Origin of the sequence: Nocardia vaccinii NBRC 15922, assembly GCF_001613305.1 — a bacterium.
Taxonomy (GTDB): domain Bacteria; phylum Actinomycetota; class Actinomycetes; order Mycobacteriales; family Mycobacteriaceae; genus Nocardia; species Nocardia vaccinii.
Genome location: NZ_BDCC01000010.1, coordinates 89,911 through 105,992, shown reverse-complemented (window position 1 = coordinate 105,992; position 16,082 = coordinate 89,911). Strand labels below are relative to the sequence as shown.

The window sequence follows — 16,082 nt, the reverse complement described above, 5'->3', positions numbered from 1 at the left end:
GCTCTTTACGACTCCTTGTGTTTTGTAGAATGCTGCTGTGTAGAACTCTTCTGTGCGGCCAGATCGTCGTCGAACCGCGCCCGGATCTCGTCGGCCACGCCGGCCAGGTTCAGCTCCATCGTGAAACCCTGCTCGAAACGGTAGGAGCGGTGCACGTCCTGGACGTCGATACCGTTCAGCGCGCGCTTGGCGGCGCGGATGACGCGGCCGTCCTTGTTCGCGATGTTCTTCGCGACTTCCAGTGCGGCAGTGTCGAGTTCGGCCCGCGGCACCACCTGGTACACCGAGCCGAAGTGGTGCAGCTGCTGCGCGGTGAGCTTGCCCGCGGTGAAGAACATGGTGCGCATCAGATGCTGGGGGACCAGGCGCGCGAGATGGGTGGCCGCGCCGAGCGCACCGCGATCCACCTCGGGCAGGCCGAAGGTGGCGTCATCGGAGGCGACGATGACATCGGAATTGCCGACCAGGCCGATACCGCCGCCGAGGCAGAAGCCGTTGACCGCGGTGACGACGGGGACCTGGCAGTCGTAGACGGCCCCGAATGCCTCGAAGCAGCCGTGATTGGCGCGGATCAGCGCGGTGTGCCCGGAATCGGCGTTCATCTCCTTGATATCCACGCCCGCGTTGAAACCGCGACCCTCCGCGCGCAGCACCACCACCCGGGTCTCCGGGGCGCGCCCGGCCTCGCGGATCGCGTCGGCGAGGGCGAACCAGCCGTCGGACGGCAGGGCATTGACCGGCGGGTAGTCGACGGTGACGACCTCGACGCCGTCGGTTTCGGTGTGACGGTTGATCCCCATCTCGAGTCCCATCGTTGGCAAAACAAGCAAGTGCTTGGTAGGTTATCACGGTGGCAATAGAAGTGGACCTCTCCGGATTCGTAGTTCTCGTGACCGGGGGCGTGCGGGGTGTGGGCGCCGGGATCAGCCGGGTCTTCCTGGACGCCGGGGCGACCGTGGTGACCTGCGCGCGCCGTCCCGCCGACGCCCCGGTCGAGAGTTCGGGCCGCGCGGCCGGATATCTGCCCTGCGATGTGCGTGACGGCGAGGCCGTGACCGCGCTCGTCGATGCGATCGTGGCCCGCTACGGCCGACTGGATCATGTGGTCAACAACGCCGGGGGTGCGCCGTTCGCCCCGGCGGCGACGGCCAGCAAGAACTTCCACTCCAAGATCGTCGAGCTGAATCTGCTTGCCCCGCTGCTGGTTTCGCAGGCCGCCAATGCGGTAATGCAGAAGCAATCCGAGGGCGGTTCGATCGTGATGGTCTCCAGCGTCAGCGGGCATCGGCCCTCGCCCGGCAGCGCGGCCTACGGCGCGGCCAAGGCCGGGGTGGACAGCCTGGTGTCCTCGCTGGCCATCGAATGGGCGCCGAAGGTGCGGATCAATTCCGTGATCGTGGGCATGGTCCACACCGAGAGCAGTCATCTGCACTACGGCGATCAGGCCGGAATCGATGCGGTCGGTGCGACGGTGCCGCTGGGACGTCTGGCCACCCCCGAGGAGATCGGCCGGTGCGCGCTGTTCCTGGCCTCGCCGCTGGCCTCCTACGTCACCGGCGGCACCCTGCTCGCGCACGGCGGCGGTGAGCGCCCGGCCTTCCTGGATGCCGCGACGGTCAACGAACCGGCCACCACACCGCGCTGAAATACACTGCACCACAACGGAAATGAGAGCAGGAAAGATGGCTGACCAAGACAAGCTCTGCGCCGGACGCACCGTCATCGTGACCGGGGCCGGTGGCGGCCTCGGCCGGGCGCACGCGCTGGCCTTCGCGGCCGCCGGGGCGAATGTGGTGGTCAACGATATCGGCGCGGAACTCGACGGCACCCCGCGCTCGGACTCCCCGGCCGCGCAGGTGGTGGAGGAGATCCTGGAACTGGGCGGCAAGGCCGTGGTCAACGGTGACGACGTCGCGGACTGGGCGGGTGCCAAACGTCTGATCACGCAGGCCGTGGAGACCTTCGGCCGGCTGGACGTGCTGGTCAACAATGCCGGAATCGTCCGGGACCGGATGCTGGTGAACCTGTCCGAGCAGGAGTGGGACGCGGTCGTGCGGGTGCACCTCAAGGGCCACTTCGCGACCATGCGGCATGCCGCGGAATACTGGCGCGGGGAGTCCAAGGCGGGCAACTCCGTGGACGCGCGCATCATCAACACCAGCTCCGGCGCGGGCCTGCAGGGCAGCGTCGGGCAGGGCAACTACGCCGCGGCCAAGGCCGGTATCGCCGCGTTGACCATTACCGCATCGGCCGAATTCGGGCGCTACGGCGTCACCGTCAACGCGATCGCCCCCTCCGCCCGCACTCGGATGACCGAGACGGTGTTCGCGGACATGATGGCCAAACCCGAGGACGGGTTCGACGCCATGGCCCCGGAGAACGTCTCACCGCTGGTGGTGTGGCTGGGCAGCGCCGATTCGGCGGGTGTGACGGGACGGATGTTCGAGGTCGAGGGCGGTAAGGTCGCGCTCGCGGACGGGTGGCGGCACGGTGTTCCGGTCGATCGCGGCGCGCGCTGGGAACCGGCGGAGGTCGGCGCGGCGGTGCGCGAGTTGATTGCCGGATCGACGCCGCCGGAGGCGGTCTACGGCGCCTGAATCACGCGTCGGGTCCCGGGGCGTCGAGCCCCGGGACGATGCGCGCGGTCCGGATCGTGCGACCTTCCCCGGCAACGATCCGGTCCCGCTCCGGTGCCGAATATCCCTGTGCAAGTTGCGATGACCGCGCGGGCCGCGCGACCCACGGGGCTGACCGCGCAGCCGGGACGCGCTCGCCGCCGAGGTCGTTGCCGACCGGAGAGCGGGACGCCCGCGAACCACGTGCGCCGACCGCGCCAGTGGGATGTCTCACATAATCCCCCTTCGTGAGCAAACAACCCGCAGTTATGATGATCGACATCCGTTCAACTCCCGGATGATTCGCGACCGGGTACAGATCTGCGCTGAACATGATGAAGGGGAAGGCAAGCGCATGGCCATAGGTCGCATGGTGCGCGTCCTGACAGTGACCGGTTTGGCTGCCGGTTACGGGCTACTGGGGGCGTTCGCCGCCCAGGCGCAGCCCGCCCCGTCCTGTCACCAGTGCACTCCGGCGACGCCGAACGGTCCGGCGAAATCGGGCAATCCACTGAAATTCGGCAATCCACTGTCCTCGGGCAGCGCGTCGACGCCGGACAACGCGGTACAGCCGGACAACCCGTCGGAGCCGGGTGATCCGGTAACGCCGAGCGACTCCTCGAACCCCGGCAACGCGGTGCTGCCGGATAGTTCGCCGGTTCCCGACCAGGGCATTCCCCTGAAGATCCCGGGCCGGTCCACGTCACGGTCCGCCGTGCCCGTGCAGCAGTCGCCGCCGCAGCGGAACTCCCCGGCCGGCTCCACGCCCGCGCAGGCCACTCGCCCGACATCGGGCCTGCCCGTCAAACCAACCCCGGCCGCCGGAATCGAAGGGCTGGCGGGACTGCTGGGTCTGCTCGGCACAGGGTCGGCCGCGGCCGGATCGGCTGCGGCGGGGCCCGCCGTGGCACTGGCCGGTACCGGCTCCGCGGCCGTCGGCTCGGCCGCCGCGGGTACCGGTTCGGCACTGGCCGGAACCGGGTCGGCCGCTGCGGGTGCGGGCGTCGGGCTCGGCGCAACCGGTTCCGCCGCAGCGGGTTCCGCGGCTGCCGGCACAGGTTCGGCGCTGGCAGGCACCGGATCCGCAGCCACCACACTACTTGGCATATTGCTCGGAACCGGTTCCGCCGCAGTCGGTTCCGCCGGTGCGGCCACCGGGGCGGCATTGCTCGGCGCCGGTTCGGCCGCGGGCGCGGCGTTGCTGGGCAGCGGTTCCGCGGTCGGCCCGGTGCTGGCCGCCATCCTCGGAACAGGTTCCGCTGCAACGGGTTCCGCATTGGCGGGACTGGCCGGAACGGGTTCCGCGCTGACCGGTTCGGCGGCGCTCGGTTCGGCCGCTGCCGCCTCACCGCTGCTGCTCCTGCTGCTGTTGCAGCCGCCGCAGTCCCCGCCCGCCCCCTCCGCACCGCTGGCCATACCGCCCGCGGGGCCCGGGGCCCCGGTTCCCTCGGTCCCGATTCCGTCGGCGGCACCGCCTGCCGCGCCCGTCACGGCCCCGCCCGCGCCCGCCGCGCCTCCGGTCGCGTCCGCTGCGCCCACCCCGCAGGCCCAGCCCAACCCGGATGTGCGCCCGACCGCGGCGAGCTCCGCGCTGCCCAAGCCCGCGGTGCTGACCGTGATCGGCGGTCTGGTCGCCATGGCGCTGGCCGCGGCCGCGTCCGGCGCGATCAGTTTCCACAGCGCTTCGGCCGCGCAGGCGCGCATCGACGCCGCACGCGCGGAATTCTTCGGACCTCGGGCATAGGGGGTTGAGGTCGTGACCGAGAGTCGTACCCGGAGCGGTCGGTCGTATCGCCGCGTCGCGGCCGCGGTGGACGCGGTCTGCGCGGTGGCAGCCGATTTCGACGCCACCGATCTGGACGAGGTGGTCCTGGCCGTCTCGGCCGAACGCCGCCGCCCGATCGAGATCGCCAGCGCCCGGCTCGGTCCCGGTGTGTGTGGTCAGCGACGGAGTTATCCGGAGAAGGACGTCATCGTGCTGGCCTCGGCGCTGCCGAGTCGCGAGCACACCCTCGCACACGAGTTGGGGCACATCATCTTCGACCATCCGGGCGAGACGGCCACCGAGGTCACCCTCGAGGCCAGCGACGATCTCATCGCCTACATGCTCAGCCAGCGCTCACATCAGCAGATCGTCGACGACGGCGAGGACGAGCAAGCCGAATGGGAAGCCGAAACCTTCGCCAACATGCTGATGACCCGTCTGCGCGTATTCCGCAATCGCGGCGCGGGCGTCTCGGTCCTGCGTTTCGACGAGGCGCTGGGATGAGCGCGCCCGGCCCACACCCGGCGCGGTGCCGGATGACGCTGCGCCACATCGTTACCGGGGACGAAGCGCGGTTCGCGTGGATGCTCTCGGAAACAAATGCGGCGCCGGGGCACGCAGAGCCGCACCGCACCGAGATTCGTGGCGGAGTACAACTCGGCCGGACACCTGGTCGAACAGCAATGCACCGTGCGGGCATCCGCTGTGCCCGACCGATGGTCGGCAAGACGCCCGAACACTGTGGGGCGCCACGAAATTCACGAGGGGAAGCGGCATGACGTTCTGGTTGACCGCGCTGCTGATCTGGATGGCGGCTGGGGCCCGGGTGGGCCGGGTGCTGGTGAAACCGGCGACGACCGCGCGGGTGGCGATCGTCGTCGCGGTGGCCTCGGTGGCGGCCGCGGCGACCGTGTCGGTCCCGGAAATCGCTCTGGCACTGGACAATCTGGTGCCGCACGGCATTCACGGCATGATGTTCGGCGATCGGATGGCCGTTGCGGCCTGGTTGTCGTTCACCGTGGCCACCTCGGTGGTGGCGGCGGCTGCCTGGCCGGTGGTTTCGCGGCGGAATCTGCGCCAGATCGCCCTGGTGATCTACGGCGTCGGTCTGATCGCCATCGTGTTCACGCTGGCCTGGTCGGTGCTGTTCGGCTGGGTGACGACCCTGGCGGGCTGTGCGTTCATCGCCGTGACAGGCTTGCGGAACCTCGACTGGACCGCGCTGGGCCGCGGTATCGCGCTCTACACCTTCGGCACCATCGTGGTCGGGGTGCTCGCGGGCATGTCGATCCGTCGGCTGGCGATCGGCGAGACGCCCGCGCGGCCCTCGACCGCGGGCTGGTACTGGCCGATCTGGCAGATCGCGAGCCTGCTGATCGCGGTGGGCGCGGTGTGGATCGTCATCGAGCTGTGGGTGCGAGCGCGTGTGCTACTGCGGCAGATTCGGCCGCTGCACCACACCATGATCAAGCGTTTCCCGGAGGTCGTCGCACACGACCAGACCGGTTCCACGGCGCAGCTCGAGGCATCGGACCACGTCGCGCAGATCATGGACGCGCTGTATCTGCAGTCGGGCGGCGGCGTCGAGCTGGCCGCAGCTGGAACGCCGCCGGGCTCGGCCTCCGAACGCGCCGAATTCGTCGCGCGCTGGGCTCATAACCCGCTGGGCGACGTGGTGGTCGACGCGCGCTGGATCGCGCCGCCGCAGGGCCTGAGCCCGCGTGGATGGGTGCAAGCGATTGCCCGCGCATTCGATGCCGAACCGGGTAGTCCGGCCATATAGCGACGCGCATGAAATACCCGGGTTGAAAGTCCGGTATGCATGTTTTGTCTTCCGTGTTTATGGGAACACCAATGGATTTTTTCGTGCTGGGTCACAAACGCTCGGTGTTCGCCGAACCAACCGGTATGGCGGTGCTGATCACATCCACTAATCCGTTGTGCACACGCATGCGTGTGCACAACGGATGAACGGAGCACAACCTCCCGGTATGTGCTCGCACTTGTGACCGAAGCGTGTCCGCTTCGGTTTACGACCCAAAAGCGACACAGTGCGGAAACTGGACTCCGCACTGTGTCGCTTTGTGGGACTTCCTATTCCGTGCCGTCCGGCGGGATCTCGGGTAGACCCTCGCTCGCCCGCAGCTTCTCTGCCATGGAGGTCAGGAGGTTCTGCGACTCTTCGGAGAGATCGAACGCCCTACTCGACAGACGACGCAGTCCATAGCCTTGCAGCTGGGACAGCAGCTCGAGATCGTGATCGATCTTGGCCGCGTAGATGTCGTTGAAGAAGTAGTCCGGTTTGACCTTGAAGAACTTCGCCAGCGCGGCCACCGTCTCATCAGAGGGGTTTGTGCGCTGTCCTGACCGCAGCTGTGAGAGATACGGTTTCGAGATCGGATGGCCGGAGGCCGTGAGCGCGGCCGCCACCTCCGCGTTGGTGTGCGGCTTACGCCCCGGGGGATGCACGGTTTCGAACAGCTTGTTCAGCCGCGCCGCGAAATCAGCCATTGTGAGCCGCCCAATTCCCTTCGCTGTACTAACAGTCGTTATCTCGGATACGTATCATTGATATTAGCGGCTGAGTAACTGAAAACCTACGCCTGATTCGCGATTTCCTTGAAGCTTCCAGACGCCCAGTCCGTGAACCGGCGGTGGCGGCTGCGTTTGCGGGCCACCGCAACGGTTGTCGGGAACCGCTGGTAGACGCCGGTTCTGGCCCGTCGCAAGGGTCCTTCGACCCGCATCTTTGATTGCCAGATAATAGCTGACGTCTCATAGTCCTGTCTGTATCGGAGATTGTGTGGCGTACGACACGTTCGGATAATTCGGGCGTGAAGATTCAACAACGGCTGATAAGAGCGCTGATCGGACTCGCGCGGCTCTGATCTGGGCTGTCGCATGTGCGCCAGCGACGCACATGAGGACCATACTCACAACTCCGCCCCGGCGCGCGGGAAGGGTGCGCGCCGGGGCGGAGATGCCGGGATCTTTGCTGACCGAATTGTCGGTATCAGATCCGCTCGATGATGGTGCCGGTGGCCAGGGCGCCGCCGCAGCACATCAGGATCATCGCGGTGCTCTTGTCCGAACGCTCGAGTTCGTGCAGGGCCGTGGTGATCAGGCGAGCGCCCGTGCTGCCGACCGGATGCCCGATCGCGATCGCGCCGCCGTTGACATTCACCCGGTCGAGATCCGGCTTGTGCACCGAGGCCCAGGACAATACGACCGAGGCGAAGGCCTCGTTGATCTCGAACAGATCCAGATCGCCGATGCTCATCCCGCTGCGCTCGAGCAGCCGCGAGCACGCCTGCACCGGACCGTCGAGGTGGGACTCCGGCTCACCGCCCACCAGGCACTGCGCCACGATGCGGGCGCGTGGGCGCAAACCCGTTCGGCCTGCGGCCTTTTCGTCCATCAGCAGGACTGCCGCCGCGCCGTCGGAGATCTGCGAGGAGGTTCCGGCGGTGTGCACGCCGCCCTCGAGGACGGGCTTCAGCTTCGCCAAGCCCTCGCGGGTGGTCTCGCGCAGACCCTGATCCCGGTTGACGTCCAGTTTCTCGCCGGTGAGGTTGCCCTCCTTGTCGACCTGAGGCGCGCCGGTGACGGTGAGCACCTCGCGGTCGAAACGTCCCTGTGCCCATGCCTGTGCGGCCAGGCGCTGCGACCGCTCGCCCCACTCCTCGACATCGTCGCGAGTGAGCCCGCGCCGCTTGGCAATTCGTTCCGCGGCCTCGAACTGGTTGGGCATATCGATATCCCACGACGCGGGGCGGCGCGGTCCGGCGTTCTCGCCGACGTTGGCGCCCAACGGGACATGGCTCATCGACTCGATACCGCACGCGAGTCCGATCTCGATGGCGTCGGTGGAGATGAGCCCGGCGACCAGGCCGGCGGCCTGCTGTGCGGAGCCGCACTGGTTGTCGATCGTCACCGCGCCGGTCTGCCACGGCAGTCCGGCGTGCAGCCAGGCGGTGCGGGTGACATTGTTGCCCTGCTCGCCGACCTGCATCACGCAGCCGCCGACGACCTGTTCGACGAGGGCGGGATCCACCTGTGCCTTGTCGAGCACACCTCGTTGTGCGACGCCGAGTAGTTCGGCGGCGTGCAGGCCGGCCAGCCAACCGTTGCGCTTACCGATCGGGGTGCGCGCTGCCTCGACGATGACGGGTGTTCCCATAACTATCCTCCCGTACACAAACTGTAACAAGTTCCCCAGATGTCCTGCGAGCATGAATCTGGCTTCTTTACTACTGATACCACCTATGCTGCAATGAAGATAGAACGTGTTTCAGTTAGTCGAAGGAGACAAGCTGGTGGTTGACACTCGCGCTGGATCGGATGCGGCATTCACGGGGTCCTCCGTGGTTACGCAAGCTGCTGCCTCTGGACCCGACGCTCATGCCGGGCCGAACCTGCCCAAGGGCTTCGATGTGACCGATCCGCAGATCTGGGCGGAACGGGTGCCGGTCGAGGAATTGGCCGAGCTGCGCCGTAGCGCGCCGATCTGGTGGAATCCCAAGTCGCCCGAGGTGGGTGGGTTCCACGACGACGGCTTCTGGGTTGTCAGCAAGCACGCTGACGTCAAGGAGGTGTCGCGTCGCAGCGACGTGTTCTCCAACTACGAAAACACCGCCATCCCGCGGTTCAACGACGACATCCAGCGCGAGAACATCGAGATGCAGCGTTTCGTGCTGCTCAACCAGGACGCGCCGCAGCACACCCGGATGCGCAAGCTGATCGCCAAGGGTTTCACCCCGCGCGCGGTCAACGGGCTGCGCGACGAGCTGTCCGCACGGGCCAAGGGGATCGTCGAGGCGGCCGCCAAGTCCGGCGCCGGTGATTTCGTCACGCAGGTGGCCTGTGAGCTGCCGCTGCAGGCCATCGCGGAACTGATCGGCGTGCCGCAAGAGGACCGGATGAAGCTGTTCCAGTGGTCCAACGACATGACCGGATACGACGACCCCGAGTCCACCGCCGACCCGCTGCTCGCCTCGACCGAGATCCTGGGTTACGCCTGGCAGATGGCCGAGGCGCGCAAGGCCAGCCCGGCCGGTGACATCGTGACCGAGCTGGTCAACGCCGATATCGACGGTGAGTCGCTGACCTCGGAGGAGTTCGGCTTCTTCGTGATCCTGCTGGCCGTGGCCGGTAACGAGACCACGCGCAACGCCATCTCGCACGGCATGGTCGCCTTCCTGGAGAACCCGGACCAGTGGGAGCTCTACAAGAAGGAGCGCCCGGCCACCGCGGCCGACGAGATCATCCGCTGGGCCACGCCGGTCTCCTCGTTCCAGCGCACCGCGCTCGAGGACACCGAACTGGGCGGGGTGACGATCAAGAAGGGGCAGCGGGTGGTGCTGGTGTACCGCTCGGCCAACTTCGACGAGGAGGTGTTCGAGAATCCCTTCTCCTTCGACATCACCCGGGACCCCAACCCGCACTTGGCATTCGGCGGCACGGGCGCGCACTTCTGCATCGGCGCGAACCTGGCCCGGCTGGAAATCGACCTGATCTTCAACGCCATCGCTGACCACCTGCCCGACATCTCCAAGCTGGGCGACCCCAAGCGACTGCGCTCCGGCTGGCTGAACGGCATCAAGGAATTCGAAGTGAAGTACTGAGAGACAGCGAAAGGGGCGGGCACCGGATGGTGCCCGCCCCTTTCGTCTCGACACCCAGCGGCCGAATCTGCCTTACAGCGCCGAGAACACGCCGTAGCGAAGCGGAGGCAGATATCACCGCATGGTGCGCATGGCGCGGTCGGTCTCCCAGTAGGCGCGCAGGGCGGCGATCTTGCCGTCGTCGTCGACGCGGTAGGTGAAGACGCCTTCCGCGTCGATGATCTGGCCGCCTATGTGGGTGCGGATGAGGCCGGTGAAGGCCACCTCGGCGCCGCAGGCGAAGGAATCACCGAAGACGAAGTCGATGGACTCCGTCGCGGCGATCGCCTTGTCCCAGAACGCCGAAATCGCGTCCCGGCCGCGGTGCCCCTTGCCCTCGGGGTCGAAGCCGGACGGGCCGATCGGGTCCTCGACGATGCCGTCCGCGGCGAACAGGTCGAGCCATGCCTGCTTGTCGCGGGCGCGTACCGCCGCCTGGGAGGCGTAAGCGGCCCGGCGCGCAGGATGTTCGTCCTGCCCGCTCGCAGCGGTGCTCATTTCGCCCCCTGAATGTACTGATCGGCGAAGCGGCGCAGCGAATCCTGTTTCGCCGAGAGTTCGGAATCGAAGCCGAGGCCGTCGAAGATCCACGGGACCACGATGGAGTCGGTGACCCCGGCCGCGGCCAGCTCCTCGTAGCCCGACTTGCCGAAGCGGTCGATGCAGACCACCTGAATCTCGAACGGTTCCGCCGCACGGCCGTATTCGGCGCGCAGCTTGGTCAGTTCCGCGATGGTGCCGACGATATCGTCGTACTTCATCATCGCCGAGGTCCAGCCGTCGCCCACCCGGGCGGCCCGGCGCAGGGCCGGACCGGTGTGGCCGCCGATGTAGAACGGCACGGGCTCGGCGGGCGCCGGGCTCATCTGCAGTTTGTCGAAATCGTAGAACTCACCGTGGAATTCGACCATTCCGCCGCCCAGGACCAGCTTGATCACATCGATCATCTCGTCCACGCGCGCTCCGCGACGCGCGTAGGGCACTCCACACCACTCGAATTCTTCCGGGGCCCAGCCGATTCCGACGCCGAAGCCGAACCGGTTGCCGCTCAGTGCCGCGACGGAACCGACCTGACGCGCCAACAGCAGCGGATTGCGTGAACCGAGTTTGAGCACGTTGGTGTAGAAGTGGATCTTCTCGGTGGCCGCGGCCATGGCAGTCGCGCCGATCAGCGGATCCACCCACGGCGTGTCCGGCCCCCAGAAGCGGTTGCCATCGGGAGTGTACGGATACTTCTCCGACTGGGATTGCATGTAGAACAGCGAATCCGGCAGTGCGATACTCGAAAATCCGCATTCCTCGGCCGTTTTCGCGAGCTCGGGCAGCTGCTCGAGCGGGCTCATCGCGATTCCGACGGTGAATTTCACGGCTGCACCCTGCCTTCGCGGGACACCCGCACCCGAGTCGCGCCCATGAGCGCTTCGCAATTGTGACTCATGGGTGCTCCGTCCCGACCACCCACATCGAGAAGTACTGCGAACCACCGCCGTACGCGTGCCCGAACGCCTTGCGGGCATTCTCCACCTGGTAGTCACCGGCGCGGCCCATGACCTGCTTGGCCGATTCGGCGAAGCGGATCATGCCCGAGGCGCCGATCGGGTTCGAGCTCAGCACGCCGCCGGACGGGTTGACCGGCAACTTGCCGCCGATGCGGGTCTCCCCGGCGTCGGTCAGCTTCCAGCCCTCGCCCTCCGGCGCGAATCCCAGATTCTCCAGCCACATCGGCTCGAACCAGGAGAACGGCACGTAGATCTCGGCCGCGTCGATCTCCTCGACCGGATTGGTGATCCCGGCCTGCTTCCACAGTGCGGCCGAGGCATCCTTACCGGCCTGCGGGCTCACCTGATCGCGGCCGGAATAGGCCAGCGGCTCGGTGCGCATCGCGGTGCCGTGTATCCACGCCACCTTCTTACCCGACGCCTCGACCGCGCGGCCCGAGGACTCGTCACCGAAGACGATCGCGCACGCGCCGTCGGAGGACGGGCAGGTCTCGTCGAAGCGGATCGGGTCCCAGAGCATCTGGGAAGCCAGCACCTTCTCCAGGGTGATGTCCGACTGCTGCAGGTGGGCCAGCGGGTTGCGCGATCCGTTCAGCCGGTCCTTCACCGCGACCATCGCACCGATGTGCAAGGGGGCGTTGGTCCTTCGGATGTAGGCGCGCACGTGCGGGGCGAAATAGCCGCCGGCGCCGGCGCCTACGGGCTTGGTGAATGGAACCGGATTCGACAGCGCCCACATGGCGTTGGATTCGGACTGCTTCTCCCACGCGACCGCGAGCACCTTGCCGTGCACACCGGCCTGTACGTGGTTGACCGCGACGATCGCGGTCGAACCGCCGACCGAACCCGCGGTGTGCACGCGCAGCAGCGGTTTTCCGGTGGCGCCCAAGGCATCCGCCATGAACAGCTCGGGCATCATCGAGCCCTCGAACAGGTCCGGAGCCTTGCCGATCACGACGGCGTCGATCTCGGCCATGGTGACGCCGGCGTCTTCGAGGGCGCGATCGATGGCCTCACGGCACATGCCCGACATCGAGACATCGGTGCGTTTCGTCACATGATGGGTTTGTCCGGTGCCGAGCACCGCGGCGGGCCGAGTCATCGGGCTCCCGCCTTCGACGCCCGGTGGCCAGCGGTGTGACGGTGCGGGTGGGGAGGTTGTCCGTGGTGCATGCCAAGTTCTTTCGATAGTATGTTCGAGTGGATGAGGTGGTGCGGTACACGTATCGGCTGCGCCCCGGCCGCGCTGCCCAGACCGCCCTGCTGGCCGAATGGGGCCGGTGTCGCTGGCTGTGGAATGAAGCGGTGCACCAGCAGAAATCTGGGCAGAAACCGACGTTCGCGCGGCTGGGTAAGCTGCTCACCCAAGCGCGGGCGAAGCTCACATGGTTGCGCGAGGGGTCGCAGGTTGCCCAACAACAGATGCTCCGCGACTACGCGCAGTCGCTGGACCGCTCGTTCACGGCCGCCGGTCGTGGCCGTCCGAGGATGAAGGCCCGCAAGACTTCCCGGCCGTCGTTGGAGTACACGACCCGTGGCTTCTCGATACGTGACGATCGTTTGGTACTGGCGAAAGGTATTGCGATTCCGGTTGTGTGGTCGCGCGAGCTGCCCTCGCCGCCCACGTCGGTTCGCATCTACCGCGACGGCCTTGGCTATTGGTACGCCTCGTTCGTGGTGCGTCGAGAGGTACCGGCACATTCGGATGGTGAAGGAGGGATCGGTATCGACTGGGGTGTGTCCACCACGGCGACGACCACCGATCCCCTGTTCGACTTGCCATACCGCGGACACCGCAGACGGTGCTCCGCCGAACTGGCCAGAGCTCAACGGAAAATGGCGCGCCGGTACCGTAAAGGCCAACCGCAGTCCCGGGGTTACGGCGAGGCCAAGCGGCAGGCTGGTCGTCTGGCGAAGAAAGCCGCTCGCCAGACGGCCCACGATTCCCGGGTGTGGGCCAAACGAATCATCGACACTCATGACCTGATCGCGGTCGAGGACTTCAAGCCGCTGTTTCTCGCCAAGTCCTCTATGGCGCGCAAGGCCGCTGACGCCGCGATCGGTGCAGCGAAGCGCGAACTGATCGAGCGTGCCGTGCGGGCCGGGCGGAAGGTGGTGATGGTCCGGCCCACATACACGACCATGACGTGCAGTGCCTGCTTTGCGAGAGCCAAGCGAAGACTGGAGCTGCACGAGAGGGATTTCTGGTGCGAGGACTGCGGATTCGCGGACAGTCGCGACCGGAACGCTGCCAGAGTGATTCTGGCCGTGGCAGAACGGGGCCACGTCGGTGTCGAGGATGTAAGACAATCCGATCACCTCCTCCGGGTGGGTAGTTCGGTTGCGGTCTGAGCTGGGAATCTCCTGCCGTCAGGCGGGAGAACCGTTAATTGGCCTCCAGGGTGGCGACGAGGTTCTGCTGCAGGGCCGGGCCGCTCGAGGCGTGCGCCAGGGCGCGATCGGCGGTGCCGTTGATGATTTCGGTTGCCGCGTAACCGATCCGCTCGAGTCCCGCGGAGAACATCGGATTACCGGACAGTGCACCGCCGGACGGGTTGATCCGGGTCTTGTCGCCCAAACCGATGGCCTGCTTCAGAATCAGCTGCTCGTGGCTGTACTGCGCATGCAGCTCGGCCACATCGAAGTCGGCCGAATTCATCGTACCCAGCGCCGCCTTCGCCGCCGCGGCGGTCGAGGGGGAGGTGCTCAGATCACGCGCGCCCAGCATCGGGGTATCGATGCGATGCGCGATACCGGTCAGCCAGGCGGGGCGCTCGCACAGTTCGCGGGCGCGATCTCCGGCCGCCAGCACGATGGCCGCGGCGCCGTCGGTGATCGGCGCGATGTCGTGCTCGCGCAACGGGTCCGCGACGAACGGCGCGGACAGCCGCTTGTCGATTTCAGCGGAGTCGACGGCCGCGGACGATTTCGCCGCTGCCGCGGCGGCGACCGCGGCCATGTCACGTTCGGTCCACCGTCCGGCGTCCAGACCCGCGCGGGCCTGCAGTCCGGCCATCGAGACCGCGTCCGGCCACAGCGGGGCGACCAGATACGGATCGGTCTGTAGCGTCAGCACCTGACGCAGCGTGCCCGCCGAGGCCTTGCCGAAGCCGTACACCAGCGCCGTTTCCACCTGTCCGGAGCGGAGTTTCACGTACGCCTCGTACAGGGCCCAGGCCGCGTCCATCTCCACGTGCGATTCGTTGATCGGCGGCACCGCGCCGATCGAGTCGATCGCCGAGATGAACGAGAAGGCGCGTCCGGCAAGGTAATCCGAGGATCCGGAGCACCAGAAGCCGATATCGGACACGCCGATGCCGAGCTTGTCGTAGATGGTCTGGAAACAGGGGATCAGCATTTCGACACCGTTGGTGGTGCCGTAGGTCTCCGGGACATGCGGGGCGTGGGCGAAACCCACCACCGCGATGTCAGTCGTGTTGTCGCTCACGCCTGCACCTCGCTGGCGCTCGGTTCCGTCGTGCGCGATGCGCGCTGTGTCGATGATTCGTTCGCAAGCTCACTCATTGGCTCTCCTACAGATGCTGCGAGAAGGACTCGTAGTCGGCGTCGGGCTCGCCGCTGGGTTCGAAGTGGGAGACGTTGTCCAGACCGTCGTAGGTCCACTCCTCGCGGGGCTTCCACACCGCCTTGACCCGCATGCCCATGCGGACCTCGCTCGCCTCGCAGCCGAGCACCAGGTGCAGGAACGGGATGTCGCTGCCGTCGAGCAGCACATAGGCGGCCACGTACGGCGGTTTGATGCGCTGGCCCTGGAACGGCACGTTCACGATGCAGAACGTGGTGACGATGCCGGTGTCGGCCAGTTCGACGTAGTCCTCGGTCGGATCGCCGGTGCGCGGATCCGCGCCGCGCGGCGGGAAGTACACCTTGCCGTCGCCCGCGCGTGCGCCCAGCAGGCGGCCCTCGGCGATCGCCTTCAGGAATACCGTCTCCTGAGGCGAGGCGGTGTGCTTGTAACGCAGGTCGATCGGGGTGATGATGCCGGTGACCGGGTCGGCGGCCGCGCCCGGCGCGGCGGGCGCGGCGGAGGTCTCACCGGGTTCGAAGGCGGCGATGTCGTGGATGTCGCCGGTGCGTTCGGCGGCCCAGCGCACCCGCACCCGCAGGCCGGTGTGGATCTGATCGGGGGAGGCGACGTCGACCGCGTGCAGCAGTGCGGTATCGGCCCCGTCCAGCTTGATCAGCGCCCAGGCGAAGGGACGGTCGAACGGCTGGCCCGGCAGTGGATCGGCCACCCAGCTCCAGCTCTGCACCGTGCCGACATCGGCGACGTCGACGAAGTCCGTCAACGGCTCGGCGGTGCCGGGATCGAATTCGGCCGGCGGAACGATCACCCGGCCGTCGGAGCCGCGCACGCCGACGATGCGGCCCTCACGCAGTCCGGTCAGGAATCGTCCGATGGTCGGGCCGACCGATCGGGTGTAGTCGAACTTCATCCGCAGCTCTGCGGCCAGTACTTCGGGAGCGGGTTCCGATTTCGAACCGCTTCCTTTCGCAATTGTGCCGGTCATGGTGTTCC

The 16,082-nt window shown here is 67.1% G+C and carries 15 protein-coding genes; 7 read left to right on the top strand and 8 right to left on the bottom strand.

Annotated features, from left to right (window positions below):
• Window positions 1-5: 5 nt before the first annotated feature.
• Window positions 6-800: an enoyl-CoA hydratase family protein gene (locus NV1_RS07675; RefSeq protein WP_067887061.1), complete on the bottom strand. Its 795-nt coding sequence runs from the start codon at window positions 798-800 to the stop codon at window positions 6-8.
• Between the two features lie 50 nt (window positions 801-850).
• Here NV1_RS07675 and NV1_RS07670 point away from each other — a divergent pair, with 50 nt between their 5' ends.
• From NV1_RS07670 to NV1_RS07650, 5 genes are all read left to right on the top strand, one after another.
• Complete coding sequence (locus tag NV1_RS07670; protein ID WP_373864593.1) at window positions 851-1,645, top strand: SDR family oxidoreductase; 795 nt, start codon at window positions 851-853, stop codon at window positions 1,643-1,645.
• A 37-nt stretch (window positions 1,646-1,682) separates the two neighbouring features.
• The gene (locus NV1_RS07665; RefSeq protein WP_067887058.1) at window positions 1,683-2,597 is read left to right on the top strand and encodes an SDR family oxidoreductase; all 915 of its coding nucleotides are present in this window, start codon (window positions 1,683-1,685) and stop codon (window positions 2,595-2,597) included.
• A gap of 373 nt (window positions 2,598-2,970) precedes the next feature.
• Window positions 2,971-4,359, top strand: a complete 1,389-nt coding sequence (locus tag NV1_RS07660) for a hypothetical protein (RefSeq protein WP_157116670.1) — start codon at window positions 2,971-2,973, stop codon at window positions 4,357-4,359.
• A 12-nt stretch (window positions 4,360-4,371) separates the two neighbouring features.
• Window positions 4,372-4,884: an ImmA/IrrE family metallo-endopeptidase gene (locus NV1_RS07655; RefSeq protein WP_084525175.1), complete on the top strand. Its 513-nt coding sequence runs from the start codon at window positions 4,372-4,374 to the stop codon at window positions 4,882-4,884.
• 271 nt (window positions 4,885-5,155) lie between these two features.
• Window positions 5,156-6,163, top strand: coding sequence for a hypothetical protein (locus NV1_RS07650; RefSeq protein WP_067887052.1), 1,008 nt, complete (start codon window positions 5,156-5,158; stop codon window positions 6,161-6,163).
• Between the two features lie 311 nt (window positions 6,164-6,474).
• On the opposite strand, the gene NV1_RS07645 is transcribed toward NV1_RS07650, so the two are convergent.
• Together NV1_RS07645 and NV1_RS07640 are read right to left on the bottom strand one after the other, a co-directional pair.
• Window positions 6,475-6,891 (bottom strand): helix-turn-helix domain-containing protein, encoded by a 417-nt coding sequence (locus NV1_RS07645; protein WP_011207048.1) that lies wholly within the window; start codon window positions 6,889-6,891, stop codon window positions 6,475-6,477.
• 502 nt (window positions 6,892-7,393) lie between these two features.
• Complete coding sequence (locus NV1_RS07640; RefSeq protein WP_067887050.1) at window positions 7,394-8,560, bottom strand: steroid 3-ketoacyl-CoA thiolase; 1,167 nt, start codon at window positions 8,558-8,560, stop codon at window positions 7,394-7,396.
• Between the two features lie 184 nt (window positions 8,561-8,744).
• Here NV1_RS07640 and NV1_RS07635 point away from each other — a divergent pair, with 184 nt between their 5' ends.
• Entirely contained in the window at window positions 8,745-10,004 is a 1,260-nt protein-coding gene (locus NV1_RS07635; protein WP_067887047.1) for a cytochrome P450, read from the top strand.
• A gap of 114 nt (window positions 10,005-10,118) precedes the next feature.
• On the opposite strand, the gene NV1_RS07630 is transcribed toward NV1_RS07635, so the two are convergent.
• The 3 genes from NV1_RS07630 to NV1_RS07620 form a co-directional block, all read right to left on the bottom strand.
• A complete protein-coding gene (locus NV1_RS07630; protein WP_067887044.1) occupies window positions 10,119-10,541 on the bottom strand; it encodes a nuclear transport factor 2 family protein in 423 nt (140 codons plus the stop codon).
• Window positions 10,538-11,410, bottom strand: a complete 873-nt coding sequence (locus NV1_RS07625; protein ID WP_067887040.1) for a TIGR03619 family F420-dependent LLM class oxidoreductase — start codon at window positions 11,408-11,410, stop codon at window positions 10,538-10,540. The genes NV1_RS07630 and NV1_RS07625 overlap by 4 nt, the downstream gene beginning before the upstream one ends.
• A gap of 67 nt (window positions 11,411-11,477) precedes the next feature.
• On the bottom strand, window positions 11,478-12,644 hold the full coding sequence (locus tag NV1_RS07620; RefSeq protein WP_067887038.1) for a thiolase family protein: 1,167 nt from the start codon (window positions 12,642-12,644) through the stop codon (window positions 11,478-11,480).
• A 98-nt stretch (window positions 12,645-12,742) separates the two neighbouring features.
• Between NV1_RS07620 and NV1_RS07615 the strand changes: the two genes are divergently transcribed.
• Window positions 12,743-13,894 (top strand): RNA-guided endonuclease InsQ/TnpB family protein, encoded by a 1,152-nt coding sequence (locus NV1_RS07615; RefSeq protein ID WP_067887034.1) that lies wholly within the window; start codon window positions 12,743-12,745, stop codon window positions 13,892-13,894.
• Between the two features lie 34 nt (window positions 13,895-13,928).
• Here NV1_RS07615 and NV1_RS07610 read toward each other — a convergent pair whose 3' ends face one another.
• Both NV1_RS07610 and NV1_RS07605 read right to left on the bottom strand, forming a co-directional pair.
• Complete coding sequence (locus NV1_RS07610) at window positions 13,929-14,990, bottom strand: thiolase family protein (protein ID WP_067887032.1); 1,062 nt, start codon at window positions 14,988-14,990, stop codon at window positions 13,929-13,931.
• Window positions 14,991-15,075: 85 nt separating this feature from the next.
• On the bottom strand, window positions 15,076-16,074 hold the full coding sequence (locus NV1_RS07605) for a Zn-ribbon domain-containing OB-fold protein (protein WP_157116668.1): 999 nt from the start codon (window positions 16,072-16,074) through the stop codon (window positions 15,076-15,078).
• Window positions 16,075-16,082: the final 8 nt, after the last annotated feature.

Bases quoted from the DNA above. Each gene is read 5' to 3' on its own strand.
- NV1_RS07675 (WP_067887061.1), bottom strand. From the start codon at position 800: ATGGGGATCAACCGTCACACCGAAACCGACGGCGTCGAGGTCGTCACC.
- NV1_RS07665 (WP_067887058.1), top strand. From the start codon at position 1,683: ATGGCTGACCAAGACAAGCTCTGCGCCGGACGCACCGTCATCGTGACC.
- NV1_RS07660 (WP_157116670.1), top strand. From the start codon at position 2,971: ATGGCCATAGGTCGCATGGTGCGCGTCCTGACAGTGACCGGTTTGGCT.
- NV1_RS07650 (WP_067887052.1), top strand. From the start codon at position 5,156: ATGACGTTCTGGTTGACCGCGCTGCTGATCTGGATGGCGGCTGGGGCC.
- NV1_RS07645 (WP_011207048.1), bottom strand. From the start codon at position 6,891: ATGGCTGATTTCGCGGCGCGGCTGAACAAGCTGTTCGAAACCGTGCAT.
- NV1_RS07640 (WP_067887050.1), bottom strand. From the start codon at position 8,560: ATGGGAACACCCGTCATCGTCGAGGCAGCGCGCACCCCGATCGGTAAG.
- NV1_RS07630 (WP_067887044.1), bottom strand. From the start codon at position 10,541: ATGAGCACCGCTGCGAGCGGGCAGGACGAACATCCTGCGCGCCGGGCC.
- NV1_RS07620 (WP_067887038.1), bottom strand. From the start codon at position 12,644: ATGACTCGGCCCGCCGCGGTGCTCGGCACCGGACAAACCCATCATGTG.
- NV1_RS07605 (WP_157116668.1), bottom strand. From the start codon at position 16,074: ATGACCGGCACAATTGCGAAAGGAAGCGGTTCGAAATCGGAACCCGCT.